The organism is Mesorhizobium sp. YC-39 (assembly GCF_025753795.1).
Taxonomy (GTDB): Bacteria; Pseudomonadota; Alphaproteobacteria; order Rhizobiales; family Rhizobiaceae; genus Mesorhizobium.
The window spans coordinates 551,470-574,718 of sequence record NZ_JAOWPS010000002.1 but is presented as its reverse complement, the minus strand read 5'-3'; the positions used below and the strand labels follow the sequence as shown (position 1 = coordinate 574,718).

Annotated in this window: 23 protein-coding genes and 3 pseudogenes; 4 read left to right on the top strand and 22 right to left on the bottom strand. The window is 61.8% G+C overall.

Going from position 1 to position 23,249, the window contains the following annotated elements; translation table 11 throughout:
• Nucleotides 1–54: 54 nt before the first annotated feature.
• The 7 genes from OHD62_RS12165 to kdpF are packed head-to-tail and all read right to left on the bottom strand — an operon-like array spanning nucleotide 55 to nucleotide 8,271.
• The gene (locus OHD62_RS12165) at nucleotides 55–747 is read right to left on the bottom strand and encodes a response regulator transcription factor (RefSeq protein ID WP_263782931.1); all 693 of its coding nucleotides are present in this window, start codon (nucleotides 745–747) and stop codon (nucleotides 55–57) included.
• Nucleotides 744–3,497, bottom strand: a complete 2,754-nt coding sequence (locus OHD62_RS12160) for a sensor histidine kinase (RefSeq protein WP_263782930.1) — start codon at nucleotides 3,495–3,497, stop codon at nucleotides 744–746. Before OHD62_RS12160 ends, OHD62_RS12165 begins: the two co-directional genes overlap by 4 nt.
• A gap of 51 nt (nucleotides 3,498–3,548) precedes the next feature.
• A complete protein-coding gene (gene kdpC, locus OHD62_RS12155) occupies nucleotides 3,549–4,118 on the bottom strand; it encodes a potassium-transporting ATPase subunit KdpC (protein WP_263782929.1) in 570 nt (189 codons plus the stop codon).
• Nucleotides 4,119–4,130: 12 nt separating this feature from the next.
• Entirely contained in the window at nucleotides 4,131–6,224 is a 2,094-nt protein-coding gene (kdpB, locus tag OHD62_RS12150; RefSeq protein ID WP_263782928.1) for a potassium-transporting ATPase subunit KdpB, read from the bottom strand.
• Nucleotides 6,221–6,436: a hypothetical protein gene (locus OHD62_RS12145; protein WP_263782927.1), complete on the bottom strand. Its 216-nt coding sequence runs from the start codon at nucleotides 6,434–6,436 to the stop codon at nucleotides 6,221–6,223. Before OHD62_RS12145 ends, kdpB begins: the two co-directional genes overlap by 4 nt.
• 7 nt (nucleotides 6,437–6,443) lie before the next feature.
• Entirely contained in the window at nucleotides 6,444–8,147 is a 1,704-nt protein-coding gene (gene kdpA / locus OHD62_RS12140; RefSeq protein ID WP_263782926.1) for a potassium-transporting ATPase subunit KdpA, read from the bottom strand.
• 34 nt (nucleotides 8,148–8,181) lie between these two features.
• Nucleotides 8,182–8,271, bottom strand: coding sequence for a K(+)-transporting ATPase subunit F (kdpF, locus tag OHD62_RS12135; RefSeq protein WP_081609884.1), 90 nt, complete (start codon nucleotides 8,269–8,271; stop codon nucleotides 8,182–8,184).
• Between the two features lie 507 nt (nucleotides 8,272–8,778).
• On the opposite strand from kdpF, the gene OHD62_RS12130 reads away from it, so the two are divergent.
• Nucleotides 8,779–9,078 carry a hypothetical protein gene (locus tag OHD62_RS12130; protein WP_263782925.1) on the top strand — a complete coding sequence of 100 codons (300 nt, stop codon included), beginning with the start codon at nucleotides 8,779–8,781 and terminating at the stop codon, nucleotides 9,076–9,078.
• A gap of 186 nt (nucleotides 9,079–9,264) precedes the next feature.
• On the opposite strand, the gene dapA is transcribed toward OHD62_RS12130, so the two are convergent.
• From dapA to OHD62_RS12075, 11 genes and pseudogenes are all read right to left on the bottom strand, one after another.
• Nucleotides 9,265–10,353, bottom strand: coding sequence for a 4-hydroxy-tetrahydrodipicolinate synthase (dapA, locus tag OHD62_RS12125; RefSeq protein ID WP_318528596.1), 1,089 nt, complete (start codon nucleotides 10,351–10,353; stop codon nucleotides 9,265–9,267).
• Between the two features lie 331 nt (nucleotides 10,354–10,684).
• Nucleotides 10,685–10,906 (bottom strand): hypothetical protein, encoded by a 222-nt coding sequence (locus OHD62_RS12120; RefSeq protein WP_263782924.1) that lies wholly within the window; start codon nucleotides 10,904–10,906, stop codon nucleotides 10,685–10,687.
• A 21-nt stretch (nucleotides 10,907–10,927) separates the two neighbouring features.
• A complete protein-coding gene (locus tag OHD62_RS12115) occupies nucleotides 10,928–11,116 on the bottom strand; it encodes a hypothetical protein (RefSeq protein WP_263782923.1) in 189 nt (62 codons plus the stop codon).
• 225 nt (nucleotides 11,117–11,341) lie between these two features.
• Entirely contained in the window at nucleotides 11,342–12,832 is a 1,491-nt protein-coding gene (locus tag OHD62_RS12110; protein ID WP_263782922.1) for a hypothetical protein, read from the bottom strand.
• A gap of 77 nt (nucleotides 12,833–12,909) precedes the next feature.
• Complete coding sequence (locus tag OHD62_RS12105; protein ID WP_263782921.1) at nucleotides 12,910–13,611, bottom strand: class I SAM-dependent methyltransferase; 702 nt, start codon at nucleotides 13,609–13,611, stop codon at nucleotides 12,910–12,912.
• Nucleotides 13,592–14,641, bottom strand: coding sequence for a glycosyltransferase family 2 protein (locus tag OHD62_RS12100; protein ID WP_263782920.1), 1,050 nt, complete (start codon nucleotides 14,639–14,641; stop codon nucleotides 13,592–13,594). The genes OHD62_RS12105 and OHD62_RS12100 overlap by 20 nt, the downstream gene beginning before the upstream one ends.
• Before the next feature lie 89 nt (nucleotides 14,642–14,730).
• Nucleotides 14,731–14,910, bottom strand: a complete 180-nt coding sequence (locus OHD62_RS12095; protein WP_263782919.1) for a DUF3606 domain-containing protein — start codon at nucleotides 14,908–14,910, stop codon at nucleotides 14,731–14,733.
• A 142-nt stretch (nucleotides 14,911–15,052) separates the two neighbouring features.
• Nucleotides 15,053–15,529 (bottom strand): DUF3597 domain-containing protein, encoded by a 477-nt coding sequence (locus tag OHD62_RS12090; RefSeq protein ID WP_263782918.1) that lies wholly within the window; start codon nucleotides 15,527–15,529, stop codon nucleotides 15,053–15,055.
• Nucleotides 15,530–15,890: 361 nt separating this feature from the next.
• Nucleotides 15,891–16,121: a hypothetical protein gene (locus OHD62_RS12085; protein WP_263782917.1), complete on the bottom strand. Its 231-nt coding sequence runs from the start codon at nucleotides 16,119–16,121 to the stop codon at nucleotides 15,891–15,893.
• Nucleotides 16,122–16,315: 194 nt separating this feature from the next.
• Nucleotides 16,316–16,741, bottom strand: coding sequence for an aspartate/glutamate racemase family protein (locus tag OHD62_RS12080; protein WP_263783865.1), 426 nt, complete (start codon nucleotides 16,739–16,741; stop codon nucleotides 16,316–16,318).
• Between the two features lies 1 nt (nucleotide 16,742).
• A pseudogene (locus tag OHD62_RS12075) lies at nucleotides 16,743–16,904 on the bottom strand (Asp/Glu racemase); the annotation flags it as partial.
• A gap of 264 nt (nucleotides 16,905–17,168) precedes the next feature.
• Between OHD62_RS12075 and OHD62_RS12070 the strand changes: the two are divergent.
• Nucleotides 17,169–17,354 (top strand): hypothetical protein, encoded by a 186-nt coding sequence (locus OHD62_RS12070; RefSeq protein WP_263782916.1) that lies wholly within the window; start codon nucleotides 17,169–17,171, stop codon nucleotides 17,352–17,354.
• Nucleotides 17,355–17,962: 608 nt separating this feature from the next.
• Here the strand turns inward: OHD62_RS12070 and OHD62_RS12065 are convergent.
• A pseudogene (locus OHD62_RS12065) lies at nucleotides 17,963–18,598 on the bottom strand (Tn3 family transposase); the annotation flags it as partial.
• Between OHD62_RS12065 and OHD62_RS12060 the strand changes: the two are divergent.
• Together OHD62_RS12060 and OHD62_RS12055 are read left to right on the top strand one after the other, a co-directional pair.
• Nucleotides 18,589–18,951, top strand: a pseudogene (locus OHD62_RS12060) (efflux RND transporter permease subunit); the annotation flags it as partial. The pseudogenes OHD62_RS12065 and OHD62_RS12060 overlap by 10 nt on opposite strands.
• Before the next feature lie 491 nt (nucleotides 18,952–19,442).
• Nucleotides 19,443–19,676 carry a hypothetical protein gene (locus tag OHD62_RS12055; RefSeq protein WP_263782915.1) on the top strand — a complete coding sequence of 78 codons (234 nt, stop codon included), beginning with the start codon at nucleotides 19,443–19,445 and terminating at the stop codon, nucleotides 19,674–19,676.
• Between the two features lie 468 nt (nucleotides 19,677–20,144).
• Here the strand turns inward: OHD62_RS12055 and OHD62_RS12050 are convergent, their stop codons facing one another.
• The 3 genes from OHD62_RS12050 to OHD62_RS12040 all read right to left on the bottom strand — a co-directional run bounded on the left by OHD62_RS12050 (nucleotide 20,145) and on the right by OHD62_RS12040 (nucleotide 22,998).
• A complete protein-coding gene (locus OHD62_RS12050) occupies nucleotides 20,145–20,597 on the bottom strand; it encodes a c-type cytochrome (RefSeq protein ID WP_263782914.1) in 453 nt (150 codons plus the stop codon).
• 203 nt (nucleotides 20,598–20,800) lie between these two features.
• Nucleotides 20,801–22,282, bottom strand: a complete 1,482-nt coding sequence (locus OHD62_RS12045; protein WP_263782913.1) for an ATP-binding protein — start codon at nucleotides 22,280–22,282, stop codon at nucleotides 20,801–20,803.
• Complete coding sequence (locus tag OHD62_RS12040) at nucleotides 22,279–22,998, bottom strand: response regulator (RefSeq protein WP_263782912.1); 720 nt, start codon at nucleotides 22,996–22,998, stop codon at nucleotides 22,279–22,281. The genes OHD62_RS12045 and OHD62_RS12040 overlap by 4 nt, the downstream gene beginning before the upstream one ends.
• Nucleotides 22,999–23,249 lie beyond the last annotated feature (251 nt).

Here is a 23,249-nt window from a genome sequence, read left to right as displayed (position 1 = left end):
TCGTTCTCGTTGATTTCCGATGTGGAGCAGAATTGGGGGCACGTTGACGCCCACTCACTCGACCTCGCGCAGGCGGTACCCGACGCCGGTTTCGGTCGTGATGTAGCGCGGCTGGTCGGGCGTTTTCTCGATCTTTTGTCTGAGCTGACGGACATAGACCCTGAGATACTGCACGTCGGTCGAATCGCCCCAGACCTGTTTCAGCAGGAACTGGTGGGTGAGAACCTTGCCCGCATGCTGCACGAGGATGCGCAATATGTCGTATTCCTTCGGCGAGAGCTTTATCTCCCTGTTCTCGACCTTGACGATGCGCTTCACCAGATCGACCGTGAGATCGCCAGTATGGAACACCGGCTTCTCGCCTTGCTGCTGGAACTTGTGGCGGAGCGCCACGCGGATGCGCGCGACAAGCTCATTCATGCCGAACGGCTTCGTGATGTAGTCATCGGCGCCGAGCTCAAGCGCCATGACGATGCCGGACTCGTCGGTGCGGCTGGAAAGGATGACCACCGGAATGTCCAGGCCATCGTCCCTCCATTTTCGCAGCAAATCGTGACCACCCATGCCGGGCAGGCCGAGGTCGAGCAGGATCAGATCGGGTTTTTCCGTCTCGACGAGTTCTATCGCCGCCTTGGCGTTCGGCGCTTCGCTAATCGCATAGCCCTGGCTGCCGAGGCCGACCCGAAGCAGTTTTCGGATCGGCGGCTCGTCATCGACGACCAATATGCTGACGTTCGAATGTGTCATGCCAAGTCACCAGTATTCTGGTCGTCGGTATTGGGCTCGTCCATATTGGGGTCGCCCATGGGGGGCAGTTCCGTCGGCACCGGCATCCTGATGGTGAAGACCGCACCCGAGCGGTCGGTCCTGTTTGCCGCCGTTATGGTCCCGCCCATCGCTTCGATGAAGCCGCGGCAGATCGACAGCCCCAGCCCGGTGCCGGCCCGGACCTGGTCGCGCTTGCGAACCCGGTAGAACGTGTCGAAAATTCGCTCCAGATCCGCCGGTGGAATGCCCGGCCCTTCATCCATGACCTGCAGGGTAACGAAGCCGTTGTCGACCCAGCCCCGCAGCCGGATCGTCGACCCTGGCGGTGCGTATTTCGCGGCATTGTCGAGCAGATTGAACAGCACCTGCTCGAACAGGACCGGATCGAGCTTCAGCATCGGCAAGTTCTGCGGAATGTCGATTTCTGTCTTGTGCTCGCCGATGATTTTCTTCGCCCGCCGCAAGGCGGAGCCGACAATGTCGCCAACATAGTGGAAGGCGTAGTTCGGCTCCATCGCGCCGGATTCGATCTTGGTCATGTCGAGCAGATTGGCGATGAAGCGGTTCAGCCGTTCGGATTCGTCGAGTACGGTCGACAAGAGCTCCGTCCGATCCTGCTCGGGAAGTGCAGGCGCGAATTCCCTCAGCGTGCCGGCAGCGCCCATGATGGCCGCCAGTGGCGTTTTCAGGTCATGGGAAATCGAGGTCAGCAATGCCGAGCGCAGGCGGTCCGCCTCGGCCGCGAGCTTGGCCCGGTCGACATCGGCGACAAGCTGGATGCGCTCGATGGCGACCGCCGCCTGGTCGGCGAGAGCGTCGAGAAGACGCTGCTGCTCGGGCGTCAGCAACGGCCCCTGCTTGTCGTTGTCGAGGCCGACGACGCCAACCGCCGTGCGGCCGGTCCGCAAGGGAAGATAGAGGCGCTTTGCGCCGGGCAGCGTATCGGCGCCACGGCCCGCGGGGCGATCGTGCTCCCAGGCCCAGCGGGCGGCTGCGATGTCGGCCTCGGCCAGCGTGTCGTCGGGCGGATAGCCGGCCTTGACGGTGATCGAACCGTCCTCGGGCAAAAGCAGCACCACGCGCAGCTTCAGCATCGATGCGATCTGGAAGGCCGTGGCCCAGAGCACATCGTCAAGCGTGCCGGCGCCGGCGAGCTTCCTGGAGAAGAGATAGATATCTTCCGTGGCCCGTGCCCGCGAGCGGGCGGCGACCGCCTGACGCTGCACGCGCGCCGTCAGATTGCTGGCAATGACGGCAACAACCAGGAAGACAGCCAGCGCAACGATGCTCTCCGGATCCTGGATCGTCAGCGTGTAGCGTGGTTCCAGGAAGAAATAGTTGAAGGCTAGGGCGCTGATAAGGCAGGCATACAGAGCCGGCCAGAGACCGCCGGTCACCGCCGACGTCAGGACCCCGATGAGAAAGATGATCGCCAGATTGCGGACGTCGAGAAACTGGTCGAGAACCGCGCTGACGCCGAGCGAGCCGGCGACATAGGCCGTGGCCTTGAGATAGGGCCATACCTCGAACTGCGTCTGCTCGGTTGCCGCCTTGACGCTCCTCGACGCAGCGTCGGTGCCCCGATCGGTCCCCGAAATGACATGGACGCTGATGTCGCCGGCATTGCGGATGAGATCGTAAGTGAGCGAGCCTTCGATCAATTCGCGCCAGCGCGATCGGGTCGGCCTGCCGATCACGATATGGGTGAAGTTGTTCGCGGTCGCATGTCGAACGATGTCCTGCGCGACGTTCTGACCCGGTATGGTCGTCACTTCGGCGCCGAGCTGCTCGGCAAGGCGAAGTAGCTTCGCCAGCCGATCCTTGTCCTCCTCGGACATGCCGGCCGAACGAGGGGTGTCGACATGAAGTGCCGTCCAGGGGGCGCGGAGGCGGTCGGCCAGCCGGCGCGCATAGCGCACGCGGGCCGCCCCGCCCGGACGCGCGTCGACGCAGACAAGAACCCTTTCCCCCGCCGCCCACGGTCCGGGGATGGCGTGTGCCTGCATGTGGTTCAGCAACTGCTCGTCGACACGCTGGGCGGTACGCCGCAGCGCCAGTTCCCTGAGCGCCGTCAGATTGCCCGGCGAGAAATAGTTTTCGATGGCGCGCTGGGCGGTGTTGGGAAAGTAGACCTTGCCTTCCCTTAGCCGCTTGATCAGGTCGTCGGGGGTGAGGTCGATGATCTCGACATCGTCGGCCTGGTCAATGATGGAATCGGGAACCGTTTCGCGCACCCGGACGCGCGTGATCTGGGCCACGACATCGTTCAGGCTTTCGACATGCTGGATATTGAGCGTCGTATAGACGTCGATGCCATGCGTCAGGATTTCCTGGACGTCGAGATAGCGCTTGGGATGACGGCTGCCGGGCGCGTTGGTGTGGGCGAGCTCGTCGACGAGAACCAGCGCCGGACGCCGGGCGAGGATGGCATCGATATCCATCTCGTCCAGCTTGCGGCCCTTGTAGTCGACATGGCGGCGCGGGATGACCTCAAAGCCTTCGACCAGCGCCTGGGTTTCCTTGCGGCCGTGCGTCTCGACAATGCCGATCACCACGTCAATCCCATCGGCCAGTCTGGCGCGGCCCGACATCAGCATCTCATAGGTCTTGCCGACGCCGGGGGCTGCGCCCAGGAAAATCCTCAGACGACCGCGCTCCTCGCGCTCCGCGTGATCAAGCAGCGCGTCGGGAGAGGGTCTTGTTTCTGCGTTGCGGCTCTCGTCCGGCATCAGCATCGATCATCAACGGCGCCGGGGATGGCGTCATCCCCGTACGCGCCATCATTGCTTCGTCGCATCGTCCAGCGCAAGGTTGAGGGCCAGCACGTTGACGACCTGCTCGCCCATGAAGCCGAGTTCGCGGTCCTCGACGTGGCCGTCGACGAGCGCCTTGATCTTCGCTTCATCGACGCCCCTGGCCTTGGCCACTCTGGCGACCTGGAAATAGGCGGCTTCGGGACTGATATGCGGGTCGAGGCCGCTGCCGGATGTGGTGACGAGGTCCATCGGCACCGGCGCGCCCGGATTTTCAGCCTTCAACTTTTCTGCGTCACCCTTGATGCGATCGATCAGCTTCGGGTTGGTCGGGCCGAGATTGGAACCGCTGGACGCGGCGGCGTTGTAGCCGTCGCCGGCAGCAGACGGGCGGCCGTGGAAGTAGTTGTCGCCGGCGAAGGCCTGGCCGATCAGCTCGGAACCGACGACCTTGCCATCCTTCTCGATCAGGCTGCCATTGGCCTGGTTGGGAAACAGGGCCTGGGCGATGCCGGTCATGCCGATCGGATAGATCAGGCCGGTCAGGATCGTGAAGAAGACGATCATGATGATCGCGGGTCTGATTTGATTGAGCATGGACGTGGTTCCTTATGCGAGGCCGATGGCGGTGATGATCATGTCGATCAGCTTGATGCCAACAAATGGCACGATGATGCCGCCGAGGCCGTAGACGAGAAGGTTGCGGCTGAGCAGCGCACCGGCGCCGATGGCGCGGTATTTGACGCCCTTCAAGGACAGCGGGATCAGCGCGATGATGATCAGCGCGTTGAAAATGATCGCCGACAGGATGGCGCTCTGCGGCGTCGCCAGATGCATGATGTTGAGCGCCTGCAGCGGGCCTGATGTCTGCCCCGGCGCCACGTAGAAGACGGCAAACATGGCCGGGATGATGGCGAAGTATTTGGCCACGTCGTTGGCGATGGAGAAGGTCGTCAGCGAGCCGCGCGTCATCAGGAGCGCCTTGCCGATCTCGACGATCTCGATCAGCTTGGTCGGGTCGCTGTCGAGGTCGACCATGTTGCCGGCTTCGCGCGCGGCGACCGTACCGGTGTTCATGGCGACGCCGACATCGGCCTGGGCCAGCGCCGGGGCGTCGTTGGTGCCGTCGCCGCACATGGCGACCAGCTTGCCCTTGGCCTGTTCATCGCGGATAAGCTTCAGCTTGTCCTCTGGTGTTGCCTGGGCGAGGAAGTCGTCGACGCCGGCTTCCGCGGCGATCGCCGCCGCCGTCATCGGATTGTCGCCGGTGATCATCACCGTGCGGATGCCCATCTTGCGCAGCTCGGCGAAGCGTTCCCTGATGCCGCCCTTGACGATGTCCTTGAGATGGACGACGCCGAGCAGGCGCCCGTCGCGCTCGACCGCCAGTGGCGTGCCGCCGGACTTGGCGATCTCGTCGGCGATCGCTTGCAGATCGCGGACGGAGTCGCTGCCTGGGCGTGTGCCGCTGCCGGCTGATGTCGACTGGTTGACGTAGGCGAGAACCGAATCGACGGCGCCCTTGCGGATCGACGAGCCGTCGATATCGACGCCGCTCATGCGGGTCTGCGCGGTGAAGGGCACGAAAGCGGCATGCAGCGTTGCCATGTCGCGGGCACGGATGCCGTATTTCTCCTTCGCCAAAACGACGATCGAGCGGCCCTCGGGCGTTTCGTCGGCGAGCGAGGCGAGCTGCGCCGCGTCGGCCAGTTCCTGTTCGGTGACGCCCTTGACCGGGCGGAACTCCGTCGCCTGGCGATTGCCGAGCGTGATCGTTCCGGTCTTGTCGAGCAGCAGCGTGTCGACGTCGCCAGCCGCCTCGACCGCACGGCCGGACATGGCCAGCACGTTGAAGCGCACCAGGCGGTCCATACCGGCGATGCCGATGGCCGAAAGCAAGGCGCCGATCGTGGTCGGGATCAGGGTGACGAACAGCGCGACCAGCACGGTGACCGAGATATAGCCACCGGAATAGGAGGCAAAGCTCGGGATCGTCGCAGTGGCCAGCACGAAGATCAGCGTCATGCCGACGAGCAGGATGTTGAGGGCGATCTCGTTCGGCGTCTTCTGGCGCGCGGCGCCTTCGACCAGCGAGATCATGCGGTCAAGGAAAGTATGGCCGGAGGCGGCGGTGATGCGCACGCGAATCCAGTCGGACAGGACCTGCGTGCCGCCGGTCACCGCCGAACGGTCGCCGCCGGATTCGCGGATGACCGGCGCGGATTCGCCGGTGATCGCCGCCTCGTTGACGGAAGCGACACCTTCGATGACCTCGCCATCCGACGGGATGATGTCGCCGGCCTCGACGAGCACTGCGTCACCAACCTTCAGGCTGGTGCCGGGCACCAGCTTGAATTTGGTGCGGTCCTCACCGGTCAGAAGCTTGGCCTGTGTCTCGGTGCGCGCCTTGCGCAGCGAGTCGGCCTGCGCCTTGCCGCGGCCCTCGGCCACTGCTTCGGCGAAGTTGGCGAACAGCACGGTGAACCACAGCCAGATGATGATCTGCAGGGTGAAGCCGAAATCGCCGCCACCGGTTATGAGGTCCCGGATGAACAGGACCGAGGTGAGCACCGAGACGATGGCGACGACGAACATCACCGGATTCTTGATCAGCGTGCGTGGATCGAGTTTCCTGAAGGCCCCACCGATGGCGGGCCACAGGATGCGGGCATCCATGATAACAGCGGATTTGGACTGGCTCATTTGGTGGCTCCAGTATCAATGTTGGTGGACGGCGCCGATCGATCGGATGCCGAAAAAAGATGCGGCGGCCCGTAGGCCAGCAGCCAGATCACGATCATCACTGCCGCAATGCCGAGGAAGGTGGAGATGGTCGGGAAGGGAGGGGGAGTTGCCTCCCCCTCATTGCCGGCCCGGGGCCGAGCCTTGCGACGCTTGATATCGAGCCGGTTCATGACTGTCTCAGAAGGTCTGCCCGTTGATCATCGCCAGGTGCTCGACGATCGGTCCGATCGCCAGCGCCGGGAAGAAAGTCAGGCCGACGACGATCAGGATGACGCCGACCAGCAGGCCAACGAACAGCGGACCGTCGGTCGGGAAGGTGCCGGCGGAGGCCGGAACCGTCTTCTTCGCCACCAGCGAGCCGGCGATTGCGAGCGCCGGGATGATGACCAGGAAGCGGCCCATCAGCATGCCGATGCCGAGCGTGATGTTGTACCAGGGCGTGTTGCCGGTCAGGCCGCCGAAGGCCGAGCCATTGTTGGCCGCGGCAGAGGTGTAGGCATAGAGCACCTCGGAGAAACCGTGTGGGCCTGCATTGGCCATGGAGGCGACGCCGGTCGGCAGCACCACCGCGAAGGCCGTGAAGATCAGCATGGCCAGCGGCAGGCAGAGAATGGCCAGCATCGCCATCTTGACCTCCTTGGCCTCGATCTTCTTGCCGAGATATTCCGGCGTGCGGCCGACCATCAGTCCGGCGACGAAGACGGCGACGATGATGAACATCAGGATGCCGTAGAAGCCGGCGCCGACGCCGCCGACGATGACCTCGCCGAGCTGCATGTTGAGGATCGGGATCAGGCCGCCGATCGCGGTGAAACTGTCATGCATGGCGTTGACGGCGCCGCAGGATGCGGCCGTGGTGACGACCGCGAACAGCGCCGACAGGGCAATGCCGAAGCGGGTCTCCTTGCCTTCCATGTTGCCGCCGTCGATGCCCAGCGCATGAACGAGCGGGTTGCCCGACGCTTCCGCCCAGTAGCAGACCGCGACGCCGGCGATGAACAGCACGCCCATGGCGGCCAGGATCGCCCAGCCCTGGCGCTGGTTGCCGACCATGCGGCCGAACACGTTGGTGAGTGCAGCACCGATGGCGAAGATCGACACCATCTGGATCAGGTTGGAGATCGCATCGGGATTTTCGAAAGGATGCGCGGCATTGGCGTTGAAGAAGCCGCCGCCGTTGGTGCCAAGCATCTTGATGGCAACCTGCGAGGCGACAGGCCCAAGCGCGATTGTCTGCTTCGCGCCCTCGAGCGTGGTGGCGTCGACATAAGGCCCAAGCGTCTGAGGCATGCCGAGCCAGACATAAACGAGGGTCAGCACGATGCAGAGTGGCAAGAGGATGTAGAGGGTGCAGCGGGTCATATCGACCCAGAAATTGCCGATCGATTTCACCGAGGCGCGGGCGAAGCCGCGGATCAGCGCGACGGCGATGGCAATGCCGACCGCAGCCGACATGAAGTTCTGCACGGTGAGGCCGGCCATCTGCACGAGGTAGGACATCGTGCTTTCGCCGCCGTAATTCTGCCAGTTGGTGTTGGTCGGAAAGCTGACAGCGGTGTTGAAGGCGAGGTTGGGTTCAACCGCGGTCATGCCGGCCGGATTCAGGGGCAGGACACCCTGAAGCCGCTGCAGGAAATAGAGCACCAGGAAACTGGCCAGGCTGAAGAAAATGATGCCCGCCGCATAGCTGGTCCAGTGCTGCTCCTCGCGCTCGCTGGTTCCGGAGATGCGATAGAGACCCCGTTCGATCGGGCCGAGAACAGGCGAAAGAAATGTGCGATCGCCATTGAAAACGCGATACATGTAGCCGCCGAGCGGCTTCACCAGCAAAACGACGATCCCGCAAAAGACGAGGATCTGTAGCCATCCGTTGAGAGTCATTGATGTAGCTTTCCGTGCCTGGCGCCAGTTGCTGTCAGAAGCGTTCTGGGCGAACGAGGGCGTAAGTCAGGTAGGCGAGAAGGAACAGCGTCACACCGCCACCGAGGATATAGTCGACAAGCATGTTGCGATCCTTCCGTTAAAGACTGTCGCAAGCTTTGATGTAGGCGAAGGACAGGGCGAAAAACAAAACCCCTATTCCGATAACGACGATGTCCATGGTACGTGTTCCTTGTTTATTTTTGCGCTTTGTATTTCAAACTTGCGGCTACTAGTCTTGCTTGGTTTTGCGCATTGTGTTGAAATTCTGCGGCCTGCCAGTCGAATTCATACGAAAACACCTCGTAACGACGGTAGTCGCCACCAGGTTTGCCTGCCGGAATATGGATCGAAACACCATAAAGGTTCGAGACGTGGTGGAGAGGAAAGAAATAAAATTCCTATAAAGATTTCGAAAGACGGTGCTTGGCTCCGCCCGAAGCGCTTTTCACTATGCGGCGCTAATAAACTGGGCCACGCACACCTCTCGAATTCATATGCGGCTGCCGATTATCTAATGCGGGTCTGTTCGCGGGTTGATGGAAAGGTGACACACCTGACCACGCCGCTGAAATGTGATCGGTGGTCCAAAATGAACAAAGGCCTGAATCCGTTCAACCGGGGTGCCAGGATTGGGCGAAGCCCGCCGATCGAGTATTTCATTTTGGCGAACCTTGAGTCCGAAGGGGCGACCATCGGCCATCTCGCAGGTCAACCGATCCCGGAAACCGTCGTCGACGCAAGCGGGCATCGCTATCGTTATGTGGGTGTTGCACCGCGCACTGCCGACGGACGCTTCGATGTCGATTCCTTGCGCGCAGGCGAATGGATCGTTCGACCCGGGCTGGTCTATCTCATGGACGAGAAGGGTGCGCGGCCGCGGAAAGTTTGACGGCGTGTCTTGAAAACCTTCGTGCCCTGTTCGACCAAAGCGCGTCGCGACTGAAGGGATTCATGCCACGCGCCTTAGTTCTTGTTTCTAAGCATGGCGTTATCCCAAAACCGCTGCGGATCCCTCGGGTCAAGCCCGAGGGCAGGCTTTTGGGCGATATGCATTAGTACCACCATTGCCCCGCGCTCACGATAGCCCGTGTCGAGTTGAAGACATTGCTGTCGTTCTCACCGCCAGCATCGCTTCGCGGATGGTATCAGCGGTTTCCGGTAGCACCGGCGTCAGCGGCAAGCGAACATCGGCGCTTAGCCCAAGTGCGAGGTGCAGCGCGTATTTCACCGGGATTGGATTGCTTTCCAGTTCCAACGCCGCGATGAGCGGCCTCAGCCGATGGTGTATGGCCCGAGCAGTGCGGTGATCTCCCGCCCGGCATGCATCGTGCATTTCGACGCACAGGCGGGGTGCTACGTTGGAGACCACGGAAATCGTGCCCCGGCCACCCACGGTGTTGAAGCCGAAGGACGTCGAATCGTGACCCGAGAACTGGATGAAGCGATCGCCGAGCGCGGATGAAAGCGATGACGGCCGACTCAGATCGCCCGTTGCGTCCTTGATGCCGACGATGGTCGGTACTTGGGCCAGGCGCTTGATCGTCTCGGGAAGCAGGTCGACGCCGGTGCGGGCCGGGACATTGTAGACAATGATCGGGATGCTGACCTTGCGGGCGACAGCTTCAAAATGACGATAGATGCCTTCTTGGGTAGGCTTGTTGTAGTAAGGCGTCACGATCAGGGCCGCATCGGCGCCAAAGGCCTCCGCAGCGGCGGTAAAAGCGATCGTCGCTTCGGTGTTGTTGGTGCCACTGCCGACGATGATCGGCACCCTGCCGCTGGCGACCTTGACGCATCGCGCGATGACGTCGAGACGCTCTTCCCACGACAAGGTCGGCGCCTCTCCGGTCGTGCCGCACGGGACAAGGCCGTTGATACCCTGTTCGATCTGCCACTCAAGCAGTGTCGTCAGGCCCGCCAGGTCGACCTCTCCGTCTGAAAACGGCGTGACCAATGCGGTCATGGCGCCGTTCAGGCGCAGGCGTGCTTGTTCAGGCGTCATGGACGGATTTCCTTTTGTTGGTTTGGAAGGCCCCGTGAGGCTTCCGCATGCAGAAGCGAGGCAATCAGCGATGCCAGAACCGCGGCTGGCAGATCCGCATGCTCCATCCGGAACCTCTTTGTCGCGGCTCCGGCGAGAGGCGCCGTCGGTTGAACCGTGCATGTCCAGTGTCCGCCTGTATTGCCGAGGCTGACCACGGAGCGGCTTGATACCGCGACCAGCAACATTGTGGCGTCGAGCGTGGCGTCGGCATCAACCAGGCAGGCAAATCGCCGGCCTTCAGGAGACGATTTGTCGATGGACAGGCTGCGCGCAGCTTCCCACAGTTGGTGATCGAGAAGCCTGCGCGCATGCGTCAAGCGCGCGAGCAGGCTGCTCAGATCGGCAAGATGCGGAGTTTCCATGATCGGCTATCGCGATCTGCCCGGAGCAGCGGCGACGTCAACTGTTGAAGTCGCTCGCTTGTCGTTGCCCGGGCCTTACGGATCACGGCTCAATTGAACAATGACAGCCGTGCGGACGCAGGCGCGAACCTTACCGCACCCGCCTGATGGTCGCTCTCCATGGTGGCGAAACGGATGGCGGAAATCCTGTCGGTGAAAACGCCGCCGGTCTGGCCCTGTTCATCGCGGGCAATCCAATGGCCTTCGCCATCGCGCCCGACGACAAAGCGGTGGAGAGCGTTGGAAGTTCGGGGAGGTACTGAGTTGGGCATCATATTTCTCTTTGGTATAGCTCAGGAAACCGAGGCGGCGATGGCCGCGGCGGTCAGCAGGAAGCCGATTGTCAGAAGCAGCTTGGTCAATCTGAAAGGTGCGATTGGCCGCTTTCGCTCGCCGTGGGCCACTGTCTGGATATCGGCCTTCACCGACGAGACAGGCAGGGGACGGTGGGTGGGCACGCAAAGCCCGTGGCTGCGATACATCGGATTTTTCCTTCTTCCTTCTCGGTCGTCGTCACGAGGTGGCGACCGTTCGCAGCGATCTGCTGCGTCGAGAAAAATAGAAGGTTCGGCATTTGGATTCGAGAGAGGTGAACAGGGAAAAATATTAAAAAGTCATAGGTTTAGTGGCGAACTTGCCGCCTCGTTCTTTGGGCGACAAGCATTGTTCGGCTTGAACTGCGAGGAATTTGCCTGTCGACACCGAAATCAGGTGCCAGGCACGTAGATCACGGCGTATTTGTCTGAATAGGCCCGCTTCCAGCCCAGCTCGTCGAAGAAGGGAATGCGGCTGTCGTCCGCCGTCAGCAGCGCCCAGGCGATCGCATATTTCTCGAGCTGCGCCTCAAGGATCGGCTTTCCGCCGCTGCGGCCCATGTCGGAATCTGTCTTCGCAAAGCCGTTGAGAAAGAGCTGATCGGTCCGGCCGTCGATGAATGTCTTGATGCCATGGAAGATCAAGCTACCGCCGAAATTGTACGAATTCAGGACATTGCCTGACAAATGATGGCTTTGCGCGAATGCAAGCGCGTCCCTGGCGGAAGTCTTCTGGCTTGGCTCTGCCTGATAGGCGCTGGTGAGCATGGCTACCGCGCCCACCACCAGAACGCCGGCCACGCCGCAGATCTGGTAAAACCATTTGGCGAAAAACCGTTCCAGCCCGTCGCGCTTGTCCGCCGTCCATTTCGCCAGGGAAAGTGCGGGATATTGCTCCGCCACCTCGACCGCAATCACGATCGGCACCAGCAGGAAGAACAGATACATGAAGCGCAAATGGGTGAGATAGACATGCAGGGCAAAGATGATGAACAGCGCCTTGGCCCAGCCGATGCGCAGTCTCGACACAAGCAGCGCGAAAACGAACAGCAGGATACCCATTTCCTGGAGCGGTTGATCCGAGGCGTCGAACGGCCGCCACTCGACGATCAGGGGAACCGCTTCATTGCCGTAGGCTACCGTGAATGTGGCGAGGATGGCCTTGACGCCGTAGGGATTGAGCAGGCTGACCAGCGGGCAAAGCAGACCGAAAGCAACCCACTTGGCAAGCAGCATGGGGTTGGACAGGCGGGTTCGCGCAAGAAGATCGAGACCGGCGAAGGCGGCAATGACGTAGCCAAGGGTAAAGGTGGCATGGAGATTGGCCCAGAGTACAAGCAGGGCAAGCAGCCACAAAGGCGGTGGCTGCTCATCGCGCGCGGCGCGGAAAAGCGTTGCGGTCCAGATGACGATGAGGGGCAAGGTGAAGATGTGGGGACGCGCGGTGTAGATGGGCGAGATCATGGCCGCCGTGAACAGTGCCAGTCCGACCGCCGCCGTCGGCCTCAGCCAAGCGCTGAGATGCCATGACAGCAGCGAGATCGTCAGCGCGATGGTGGCAATGATCAGTATCGCCACACCGTTCCAACCGCCCGCAGTGTAGGCGAGCGCGAGGAAAACCTGTCCGAGCCATTCCTTGGCGATCCACGGCTGGCCGGCGAAGGTATGAGAATAGCTGTCGACAAGCGGGAACGTACGGTTAGCCAGCAGGTCAAGTCCTACCTTGACCTGCCACCAACAGTCCGGATCCTGGAGGATTGCGACAGCATGGGTGGAAAGCGCGAACGCCACGAGAGGCGCGACGAGCAGGCAGAACAGCAACCTGGCCCGCTGGGCGTCGTTGACCGGCGACACGGCCGCCATGGTCGCCTGAACCGCGTTCATGTCATGTCTCCAGGCCGCTCTGCGGCAGATTGGTCAGAGGTTTCGGCTGGTCGCTCATCCGACGGCAAGGCGTTCGGTCAGACGGCAAGCTTGACAGCATGCACGAAATATTGAGCCCCCACAGGAATCCTGGTCAGGTAACGTTCAAGGGGCCGCAATCTTGCGAGCAGGCGCGGGAAGAAAATCCGGTAGACGATGTCGGGCCTGGAGAAGCCCGCGGCTTCCATTCGCGCGCGCATGTCGCGGCCATTGATCAGCACCGCATTCTCGTCGAAAGCACAGTTTCTCACCGCGTGCGTCGTCAGCGGGTTCCAGGGATTGTGCTCGAACAGGAAGAAGCTGCCGCCGACGGTCAGCACGCGCTCGATCTCCTTGATCAGGCCGACATGGAGGTCTTCAGGGATGTGGTGGAACACACAAGCCGCGAAGGCGAGATCGAAACTGCCATCCTCATAAGGGATGGTTTCGCCATCGAAGGGCCTGAAATCGGCCTGGCCGGGAAAGCGCTTGCTGGCGATATCGAGCGATTGCGAGGATGGGTCGAGCAAGGTGATGTCGCTGTCGGGAAATGCCGCGCGCATAGGTCCGAGCGAATTGCCGACGCCGGCGCCGAAGTCGAGTATCCGCCGTGGTTTCATGCCGGAGCGAGCGAGCCGTGCCGCTACGTCGTCGATCTTGTACTGCGCAAAGAAATCCGGCGTTTCGCCGCTCAGCCGGATGCTTGCGGCGTGCTGCTGCTGATATTCGAGCGCGAATTGGTCAAACTCGGCCTGAAGCACGCGCGGCTCCTTTCGTCATTTCCCGGGCCAGCTCCTGCAAGTGATGGACGGGCAGCTTCGCGGCGGCAGGATCGTGGGCAGCGATCTCGTTGACGAGGTAGAGGGGCCGCCGCTTGGTCTCCATATACATGCGCCCGAGATACTCGCCGAAAATACCGAGGACCAGAAGCTGGACGCTGCCCAGGATCAGGACAATCGCGGCCAGGCTGGTCCAGCCGGGCAAAACGCTGCCGGCAAACCATGAGAAGAGGGTGTAGCCGAGCGCGGCAAGCCCGAGCAGGCCGAAGATCATGCCGAGATGCGAGGCAAACCGCAAAGGCACGATGGAGAAGCTGGTCATCGCATCCATCGCCAGGAGCACCATCTTCTTCAATGGATAGTGCGTGGTGCCCGCGAAGCGCTGATGCCGCTCATAGGGAAAGGCCACCTGCTTCAGGCCGATCCAGCTCACCATGCCGCGAATGAAGCGATAGCGCTCCGGCATCGCATTGAGATGATCGAGCGCGCGCCGGCTCATCAGGCGGAAGTCTCCGGAATCGAGCGCCATGTCGACATCGACCATCTTGCGCAGCAGGCGGTAGAACAATGCGGCGGTGCCGCGCTTGAACCAGCTTTCGCCCTGGCGCTTCAGCCGCTGGCCATAGACGACGTCGAAGCCCTCATCCATCTTCGCCAGCATGGCTTCGAGCAGTTCCGGCGGGTCCTGAAGATCGGCATCGAGGATGAGAACGCGCTGGCCGCGGCAAAACTCCAGGCCGGCGCTGAGCGCGATCTGGTGGCCGTAGTTGCGGGCAAGATCGATGCCGACGACGTGGCCGTCCTGTCTGGCGAGCTCGAAAATGGCCTCGCGGGTGCCGTCGGTTGCGCCGTCGATGACCAGCACGATCTCGTAGGAATGGCCGGCCTGTGCTTGGCAAACGGCTGTCACGCGCCGGTAGAGCTCGGCGATCCCGCCGATCTCATTGTAGCACGGCACCACAACGGACAGCGCAATGGCATGTCGCGCGGCGATCTTGTCTGTTTGCACCAAAAGCCCAACTCCCCACGATCAGAATGGGAATAGGCCGAATTTGTTAGAAAACCGATAAAAGCGTCCCAGGATTCACGGCTATCACGCTGTTACGATCCTTTTATGCTTTCGGCTATTTCTTCCAGCACCTTGCGGTCGCTGCCGTGGCGCTTGATCAGGGTCCGGGCCTGGTCGAGCGTGATGCCAGCTTCCTCGGCGAAATGCCGCACATCTTCGTCGGCTATCTCTGAGCGGTCGCTTGTGTCGGTCCTGGTCTTGTCCTCTGCCATGGCGGCTCTCCTCGTTTCGACCGAGAGCATAACGGCGAAGATTTTCCAGGGTTCCCTTGAGCCAGATCCATCCCGGCCGAGCGGGATGGACCGTTGTTCAGGTTTGACCCAAGTCCGAACCCCAGGTTCGGGGCAGGCCGAATTAGGCCGCCAGGTCACCCGGAATCTTGCCGCCATTCTCGGCCAGTTTTTTCATCAACGCGCCATGCAGCCACAGATTCATGGTCGCGGAATCATTCATGTCGCCGGTGTAGTTCAGATCGCGAGCAAGCTCCTTGCGCGCGGCGAGACTGCTGTCGATGTCGAGAGCCTTCATCAGGTCGACGATCGAGCTCTTCCAGTTGAGCTTTTGCCCCTTGGCGGCAACCGCCTGGTTGAGGATGGCGGCGACATCGGGGATCGGGGACGTTGTGCTCGGCACGGACGGCGCGGACGGCGCCGCAGCGGCGGTGCTGTCCACCACCGGCCCGGACCCGGTAGCCGTCGTCGTTGGGGTTACGTCAGGGGTCGTGCTCGAAGCAGGCGGCGATGCAGGCGCGGCCGATCCCCGGATTACCGGCTGCTCTGCGGCAACCTCGCTGCCAAAAATCGCGCCTTTGATCTTGTCGAAAATGCCCATTGTTATCTCCTGTAATTGCCTGAACGGTCGGTAAAGCGGCCGCAATGAGCGCCCTGGTTGTAGCGGACCACGAAGATGACGTTGGGGCAACGCCAAACTGGCTAGAAGGTAAAGGCTTGGTTGCGTTGCGAAATCGGCCGGATGAAGGGGGGCGGACGGGCAGGTGCCGCACCGCAACCCACAGACAGCCACGCGTAATGCGCGAGGTTTCGATCGGATCAGTCCAGGCGAGGGATAGCTGGCCAGATGGTGGGACTCATCGCGCGCTGCCGATGGCAGGCGCAACGGCGATGCTTGTCGTTATCGCAAACCGCTGCGGACCCTCGGGTCAAGCCGAGGGCATGCTTTTGCGCGACATGCATTAGCGTGCCCGATGGTCGAACACGACACCCATGGTCTTACCAATTGCCGTCATCACGACAAGCTCGACCAGATCGTCGTCGCTGTCCTGGCAAGCCGGGCTCATCCGACGGATGGCGTCCAATGCCGCCCTGGTCGATATGGTGTCGCCGGCGCGGAATTTTGAAAGCGTAGATGAAACAAGTTCCTGAGCCGTCAGGTCTATGACAGGCACACTCAGCGCTGCGTTCATTGGCTTCTCCCGCCATGAACCCTCTCCCACAGGAATGATACGCCGAATGTGGGTTTTCGCCAGCGAAATGGTGGTCCGACCAGAGGCCCGATGTGGATGAAGAGCCCTTCGGTTTCAGGGTGGCGACTCTCCAGTGAGATGTCACTGCACAGCCGGTGGTCCAGGACGCCGAAACCTCTCGAGCGGCGGCGCTGCTATACGGCTGCCGTCGCCAACCCGACAGCGGACATCAGGGGATCAATGATCCAAAGACCGGTCTCCTGTCGCAGACGCTGTGCGAAGGGCGTCATGCCGGCGCAGCCCAGCACGACCACGCGTGCTCCGCGCCGCTCCAGGCGACGCGCGCCGGCGAGCAACGCTTCAAAGACCTCAGGGGTGTCCACAAGATCCGGAACCTTTATGCCGACCGCCTCGATGCCGGCCAGCCTTGCTTCCAATCCCAGGGTTCTCAACAGGCGAAGCTCGCCATTGATGTCGTCGTCGAGGTTGGTGAGGATGCCATAACGCTCGCCAAAGCTCAGGGCCGAAGCCCACACCAGCTTCGCACAGCCCGATGACGGCCTTGGCCGAAAATTCACGCGCTCCGATGACGCCAGGATCACTGAAACAGGCGACAACAAATGCATCATAATTGTCCTTCTCACGCTCGATGAGCCTGTAAAGGGAGGGGATCAGCTCCTGCGATTGCCGCGCCGTTTCGATACCGAATGGTCCCTCGGCCAAGGTGCGGCAGTGGATCTCTGGTCCGTCGACAAATCGGAGCCGTCCAACGCTGCGGTCCATGCCGGCGGTAAAGGCTTCGTTGCTGTTGGGATTGATGACAAGGATGCGCCGGTTCAGGACTGATCTCCTATGCCAGGCTGCGACTGTTCCAAATGTCACCGGCAAGCGAGGACACTATGTCGGGAACACTACCACCTTGGAAGTTGATAATCGCGAGACGACATTTGCCGACGCGCCCTGAATGTCGGCGTCGCGCCCCCACAAGCTGTCTTAGTTTGTCCATCGGGCTGACCTACAAGAATGGCACCAACGATGGAGTGTGCCATGCCAGTCGATACGTCCGATCTCGACCAGCTCCAGAGCGCCTACAAAGCTGCGGTAGAGGAATGGATCGCGGCGATCAGGCAGGAAGAAGACCTGGTCTCTGTCAATCATTCAGTTGCAGAGGTCGACAAATGGGAAGCTGCGCATTTTAAGAAGATGAAGTGCGCGGCGGGGTTCTGGAGTTGAAGAGAAAATACGAGGACGCATTGCGCAAGGAGTTTTTCGGCTTCTGAGACGACCTCCTACGCTAAGCTTCGGAGGTCATCCCGCTTCGTCCGAAAGATCGAGCCAGTCCTGCGAAGCTCGAAGAGCGAAGCAGGATGGCGGAGAGAGCGTCTTTCGAATTTATACCTATGACATTGAAAATATTCATCTTTTATCGTTGTGTGTTACACAGTTTGTTACACGACTGCACAACCACTTGCGATCGGTCCAAGCTCGGTGCTTCTACTTTCGGCCGCTCAATCCACCCGATTTGACGGAATCGACGAGTTATAGACACTCACGTCTGAGCACATACACTTGAGTCAGAAAGGTGATGCAACGCAGACACACGAGGGGCTTTCGCATCGTGGCAGAGTGTCCGGGATTCGGCCCATTTCGGCGGCGAACGGGCGTTTCGGCTGGCTGCGGGTAGGCTACGAGCACAGAGCGTGCCACATCCGCAGTTCATGTTGCCGGAATACTGCTCGGCGGGTGATCGCGCCGGATTGTGGGCGTTTCTCGCGATGCTCGCGCACAGCTTCCAACCGGCCCGATCTGCCATTTTTCAGTTCGCTGGCATGTGTCGACGTCAGTACGCCGGCCAGCATGGCCGAGACATTTCTTGGGACGTCACCGGTGCGGACATGAGTGAAGTGATCGGCGAAGCCAGTCCAGTCGTGCACTTCCCTCAACAGGTCTGGCACCTCAACCATTGGATACATATCGCTGATTTCGGCATTCAGTTCCTCGGCCGCCGCCGGGACTTCGCCGGCCGTTGGAGTCACGATCAACGTCCCGGCCTTAAGACGAACACCGTCGAGCTTTCCGGACCGTGCTCTGTGCGCGAGGCGCTTCAGGTTGAAGTCGAGCATTTGACGCGCTTCGGCAAGCCACTGCGCGCCATCAGCCTGGACGCCCAGTCCGAGGCGATCCTACTCCTTCATTTTGGTGAATGTCGCCCTAGGCATGAGATGCTCGTCGATCGGCCGGAAGGATCGGCTGCCGTCGACCCAAATGTCCGCAGATCTAAGCCGGTCTCGCAAGGCCGCGAGTGTGGTGATCTCGTAGAGACGACGATCAGGCTTTCCCTGTTCGAGGATAAGCCGTCGATCCGCTTGGAGGTGGGTGACCGGCACGCGCTCCGGGAGCGTCCGACGCTTCTCGGCATAGAGCCGTTTCAGCAGCGAAATTGCCGCAAGAAGCGGATCGTGTCGCCGCGCTGGCCGCCGCAATGTTGTTCGGCCAGTCCAACGACGTCTATTTCAAGGTCGGCCTGCTGACGACGATCGGCCTTGCCGCCAAGAACGCCATCCTGATCGTCGAATTTGCGATCGATCAGCAGAAGGCCGGTAAGGAGCTGGTGGCGGCGGCGCTCGAAGCGTCCCGTCAGCGGCTGCGGCCGATCCTGATGACGTCGCTCGCCTTCATTCTCGGCGTGCTGCCACCGGCGATCGCGCAGGGTCCGGGATCGGGAAGCCAGAATTCGATCGGCATCGGTGTCATGGGCGGCATGATTTCCGCGACCGTGCTGGGGGTATTGTTCATTCCGTTGCTCTTTGTCACGACCCGCAAGCTGTTCAATCCGTCCAGGAAAGCCGACTATGTCGATGAGCAACCGGCGCATGCCGCGACTGACCGCTGCCCCGGCCTCTCGGCAATTTGCTTTCAAGACAAGTTCTTCGCCTTGGTGCATTCGCCAGCCGCACCAAGGCGTCCGCATTGATTTTCCCGGCCGTGGCACCCGGCACAGCCCTCACCGCCGTCCGTCCGACGGACCCGGTAACGGCTTGCGCGGATGGTTGGGCGGTCGGCCACCCCGGCGAGCAAGATTGTCGCCAAATATGCCGAAGCGACAGAAGTCCAGTGCCGCGATGCCGCCGGGTACATTTTCATACAATTTCATCGAATCCGGGCAAACCCCTGCGACATGTGCAGTTTAGATCTCACGGGTAAGCAGGAAGTCTCATCACGGTGATGTGACCGGAAGCCGGAAATGTTTGCCAAGCCGGGAACGAATATTCCGTTGTGGCGTCGATCGGTGGATCTGCTCATTCCAAGAAAGGAAATACGATGACTAAGCTTGTAACCGCCCTGATGATCCTCGTCGCAACGACAGGCATCTCCTTCGCTGCGAACCAGAACCCGGACCGCGACCCGACCCGCGGATTCGTGACCGGTGTCGACAGCCAGATTACTTCTTCCACCAAGCATGCGGCATCTCTGCCTCAATTCGTCGTTCCCGAACACAGCCAGGCGCAGCCCGAAAGCGGCCCCGCCGATCGTGCCCCATGGGCCGGCAATTGACGCACGGAGTTCTCCCTCGAGCGTAGAAGTTCAACCGCCATGCCATGAGGGTGTGGTTGGACAGGCGGCGCAAGAAAGATTGCGCCGCCAAGTCTGACTGAATTGCATGTCTTGGGCGGCAGCATTTGGCATCCGAGTTTGCAAGGCCGAGTTTGCAAGGTAGGGAACGCATGTGCCCCAGCCTCGGTGCCGCGTTCCTCGCGCAGACTGTCTTCGAACAAACTTGAGGCATAGCGACCTGCACCATGCGTCGCAAGAAGACAAAATTAGGACTCTCCGCTACCGTGACTCCGCTCAAGTGAGCTGAACCTGCGCGCCAGCGCGTGCCCGCGCCGCTCCTCCATAAGCCTGACTTCCGGAACATGCCGTCCACTAAGACTGGCTGCGCTTGTGGTTGGCGTCAAGGTTCCGACAAGCTTGCTTAGCCAAACTGCTAGCGGCTATCGTATGGCGCGCGTTGGGCAGCCGCTATTGCGCGCTAGCGGCTTCCAGATAGGAGATGATTGCGGCGCGCTGGGCGGCATTGGGAACGCCCACTGTCATCGACGTGCCCGGCACCCTCTGGCGCGGCGCCGCAAGGAAGGTATCGAGCGACTGGCTGTCCCAGACGATGCCCGACTCCCGCAACGCGGCCGAATAGCGGGCACCCTCGACGCTGCCGGCCATGCGGCCGATGATGCCCGACAGATGCGGGCCGACCCTGTTCTGGCCAGGCTCCAGGCTGTGGCAGGTGCCGCAGCGCTGGCGAAACAGCCGCTCGCCGTCTGCCTGCTGCGCGGAAGCGGCGGCCGGCAATAGCAGGCCGGCGGCCAAAAGCCCAACCAGGAACGCACGCGCTCGCGTGATAGACGTCGCCAGGGATGCGGTCGCAACTCCGGTGGAAATAACGTGGTCGCGTGTCGTGGCGTGTGAATGGTTCATCGGATGACCTCTGCGGAACGTTAAGGGGAGGGCTTTGCTGGTGGCCCGAAGCTTCCGGGAGGACCAGCCGCTCACAGCGAGAGCGGCGGCCAGGGCTAAGGATGCTGGGGAGGATGCGGGTGGTGACTTGTCCTTCGTTGCGACGGCGATGATTTGATCGTGGCGTGGCAGCGCGTGAGTTCGGATCGCGGGACGGGTTTCGGTCAAACCGGCAAGGATCGCAGTCCGTTCGGAGGGCTCGTCTCAGGCACAGGCGCCGGGGCAAGCTGCTTGGCCATGTCGATCAACGGCAGCCTGATCACCGCGCGAAGGCCCCGGCTCCGGTTTTCCAGTGCGATGTCGCCGCCGTGGTGACGCGCGATGGCGCGGGCAATTGACAGGCCGAGTCCAACGCCGCCGGTCTCCCGGTTGCGTGACTGCTCCAGGCGGAAGAAGGGGGCGAACACCTGTTCCATATCGCCTTGCGGAATGCCGGGTCCGGCGTCCTCGACTACGATGTCCAGGCTGTCGGCACTCCTGATCAGGCTCACCTTGGCCTGCCCGCCGTAACGGACGGCATTTTCGACGAGGTTGCGGATCGCCCGACGCAGGGAGTCCGGCCGGCAGCGATACAGCACCTTGGGCCCGTCGCTGACGGTGACGTTTTGGCCCAGCTCTGCCAGATCGTCGCAGAGGCTGCCGACCAGCGCCGAAAGATCGACGGTCCGCGTCGCCTCTACCGCGGCGTCCTCGCGCGCGAAGGCGAGCGCCGCCTCCGTCATCGTCTGGATTTCCTCGATGGTCTTCAACATCTTTTCCTGGAGATCGTGATCCTGAACAAATTCCGCGCGCAGCCGGAGCGAGGTCAGCGGCGTGCGCAGGTCGTGGCTGATCGCCGCCAGCATGCGCGTGCGGTCTTCGACGAAGCGCTGCAGGCGCTCCTGCATGCGGTTGAACGCTTCGGCGGTCAGGCGGATGTCGTCCGGCCCCGATTCCGGCAGCCGCGGCACAGCCTCGCCGCGGCCGAACAGTTCAGCGGCATTGGCGAGCCGTCGCAGCGGAAGCGCGATTGCCCGCGCCCCGAAAATCGCTATGGCGGACAGGATGAGTGCGGTGAGCGCCAGCGATATCGCCGATTGAGTCGTCCAGAAGGCGTTCGGCATTGCCTTGGCGTAGGCGGCATTCAGCCAGGTGCTGTCGTCGAGGCGGACGGAAAGGCCCATACCGTTTGGGGCGCCGTCCATATAAAGAAACTTGGCCGGCCGCGAGAAGGGCATGCCATTGCCGGACAAATCCAGCATGCGCGGCGGCACGGAAGGATCGGCGGCATCGACTGCGGTCGAGGCCTGTCCGTTCATGTAGGCGGCATACTTGCCGGCAATCCCGGGCAGCGGCTTGGCGAGCTGCGTCAGGGCTTCCCGTTGCCAGGCGAGGGGATTGCTCGGTCCGTCGTCGGAGGTCCAGAAGCGCGTATAGGCCGTGCCGCTGACGTTGAGGATGTCGGGACGAAGCGAGGGCGGCGTCGTGTCCAGCAGAAGGGCAAGGGATGACGTGCGGCTGACGAACTCGCCCTTGGCCGCCGCGTGCAGGGCCTGTCCGCGCTCGTCCCACGAGATCAGGAAGGTGATCGCCTGCGACAAAGCGAGCGCAAACAGCACCAGCATGAGAAAGCGGGCCGCCAGGCTGCGTCTCCACAACAGCATCATGCCTGGGCCACCTCGGCGGTGAAGCAGTAGCCGCCACCCCAATGCGTCTTGATCAGCATCGGACTCTTCGGGTCCACCTCGATCTTCTTCCGCAGCCGGCTCACTTGGTTGTCGACGGCCCGATCGAAACTGTCGGCGATGCGCCCGACCGTGAGGTCGAGCAGCTGATCCCGGCTGAGCACGATCCCGACATGCTCGATGAAGGCGGTGAGAAGGCGGAATTCAGCCGTGCTGAGCGCGACCGCCACGCCGTCGAGCCCGACCAGCTCGCGGCGTCCGACATTCAGCGTCCAGCGGTCGAACCGAAGCGCGTTCGACTTGAGACGACCGCGCTGCGGCGGCAGGCTGTGGACGCGCCTGAGCACGGCCTTGATCCGCGCCAACAGTTCCCTCGGATTGAACGGCTTGGTCAGGTAATCATCGGCCCCGATCTCGAGGCCCACGATCCGGTCGACCTCCTCGGCCATAGCCGTAAGGAAGATGATCGGAACGTCGACCGTCGCGCGCACGTGCCGGCAGGCGGCGATGCCGTCCTCGCCAGGCATCATGACGTCGAGGACGATGAGATCGGGCAGGCTGCGGTCGAGCAGCCGCTTGAGCGCAGCCGTGCTGTCGGCGATGCTGACGCGATAACCCTGCTGGGTGAGGTATTTCCCCACGAGATCGCGGATGTCCCTGTGGTCGTCCACGACCGCGATGTGCTGCGCCACTTCCATGCAATGCTCCAAAGCCGCCGCTAAATAGCCGGCCAGTATAGACATCGACGATGTCTAGTTTGCGTCTACATGGATGATCACCTTCCGCACCATGGCGGCAATCTCACGCGGCATCAACAAAGCGTGAGAAGTGTAACGAAGTGTAACAGAGCGCTGCGCCTGCGACAACTTGCCATGAACTACCGCTGATCGGGACAAGGTTCTGCGACAGCTCCTGGCTAACTTGGCCTCGTCGCTAGCCGGGACTTCCG

What these genes read in the sequence shown, in the direction of transcription:
- OHD62_RS12050 (WP_263782914.1), bottom strand. Translation starts at nt 20,597, where the DNA reads ATGAACCATTCACACGCCACGACACGCGACCACGTTATTTCCACCGGA.
- kdpC (WP_263782929.1), bottom strand. Translation starts at nt 4,118, where the DNA reads ATGCTCAATCAAATCAGACCCGCGATCATCATGATCGTCTTCTTCACG.
- kdpB (WP_263782928.1), bottom strand. Translation starts at nt 6,224, where the DNA reads ATGAGCCAGTCCAAATCCGCTGTTATCATGGATGCCCGCATCCTGTGG.
- OHD62_RS12110 (WP_263782922.1), bottom strand. Translation starts at nt 12,832, where the DNA reads ATGAACGCGGTTCAGGCGACCATGGCGGCCGTGTCGCCGGTCAACGAC.
- OHD62_RS12115 (WP_263782923.1), bottom strand. Translation starts at nt 11,116, where the DNA reads ATGTATCGCAGCCACGGGCTTTGCGTGCCCACCCACCGTCCCCTGCCT.
- OHD62_RS12055 (WP_263782915.1), top strand. Translation starts at nt 19,443, where the DNA reads ATGACTAAGCTTGTAACCGCCCTGATGATCCTCGTCGCAACGACAGGC.
- OHD62_RS12045 (WP_263782913.1), bottom strand. Translation starts at nt 22,282, where the DNA reads ATGATGCTGTTGTGGAGACGCAGCCTGGCGGCCCGCTTTCTCATGCTG.
- OHD62_RS12120 (WP_263782924.1), bottom strand. Translation starts at nt 10,906, where the DNA reads ATGCCCAACTCAGTACCTCCCCGAACTTCCAACGCTCTCCACCGCTTT.
- OHD62_RS12070 (WP_263782916.1), top strand. Translation starts at nt 17,169, where the DNA reads ATGCCAGTCGATACGTCCGATCTCGACCAGCTCCAGAGCGCCTACAAA.
- OHD62_RS12130 (WP_263782925.1), top strand. Translation starts at nt 8,779, where the DNA reads ATGAACAAAGGCCTGAATCCGTTCAACCGGGGTGCCAGGATTGGGCGA.
- OHD62_RS12145 (WP_263782927.1), bottom strand. Translation starts at nt 6,436, where the DNA reads ATGAACCGGCTCGATATCAAGCGTCGCAAGGCTCGGCCCCGGGCCGGC.
- dapA (WP_318528596.1), bottom strand. Translation starts at nt 10,353, where the DNA reads ATGCACGGTTCAACCGACGGCGCCTCTCGCCGGAGCCGCGACAAAGAG.
- OHD62_RS12085 (WP_263782917.1), bottom strand. Translation starts at nt 16,121, where the DNA reads ATGAACGCAGCGCTGAGTGTGCCTGTCATAGACCTGACGGCTCAGGAA.
- OHD62_RS12040 (WP_263782912.1), bottom strand. Translation starts at nt 22,998, where the DNA reads ATGGAAGTGGCGCAGCACATCGCGGTCGTGGACGACCACAGGGACATC.
- OHD62_RS12165 (WP_263782931.1), bottom strand. Translation starts at nt 747, where the DNA reads ATGACACATTCGAACGTCAGCATATTGGTCGTCGATGACGAGCCGCCG.
- OHD62_RS12160 (WP_263782930.1), bottom strand. Translation starts at nt 3,497, where the DNA reads ATGCCGGACGAGAGCCGCAACGCAGAAACAAGACCCTCTCCCGACGCG.
- OHD62_RS12090 (WP_263782918.1), bottom strand. Translation starts at nt 15,529, where the DNA reads ATGGGCATTTTCGACAAGATCAAAGGCGCGATTTTTGGCAGCGAGGTT.
- kdpF (WP_081609884.1), bottom strand. Translation starts at nt 8,271, where the DNA reads ATGCTTGTCGACTATATCCTCGGTGGCGGTGTGACGCTGTTCCTTCTC.
- kdpA (WP_263782926.1), bottom strand. Translation starts at nt 8,147, where the DNA reads ATGACTCTCAACGGATGGCTACAGATCCTCGTCTTTTGCGGGATCGTC.
- OHD62_RS12095 (WP_263782919.1), bottom strand. Translation starts at nt 14,910, where the DNA reads ATGGCAGAGGACAAGACCAGGACCGACACAAGCGACCGCTCAGAGATA.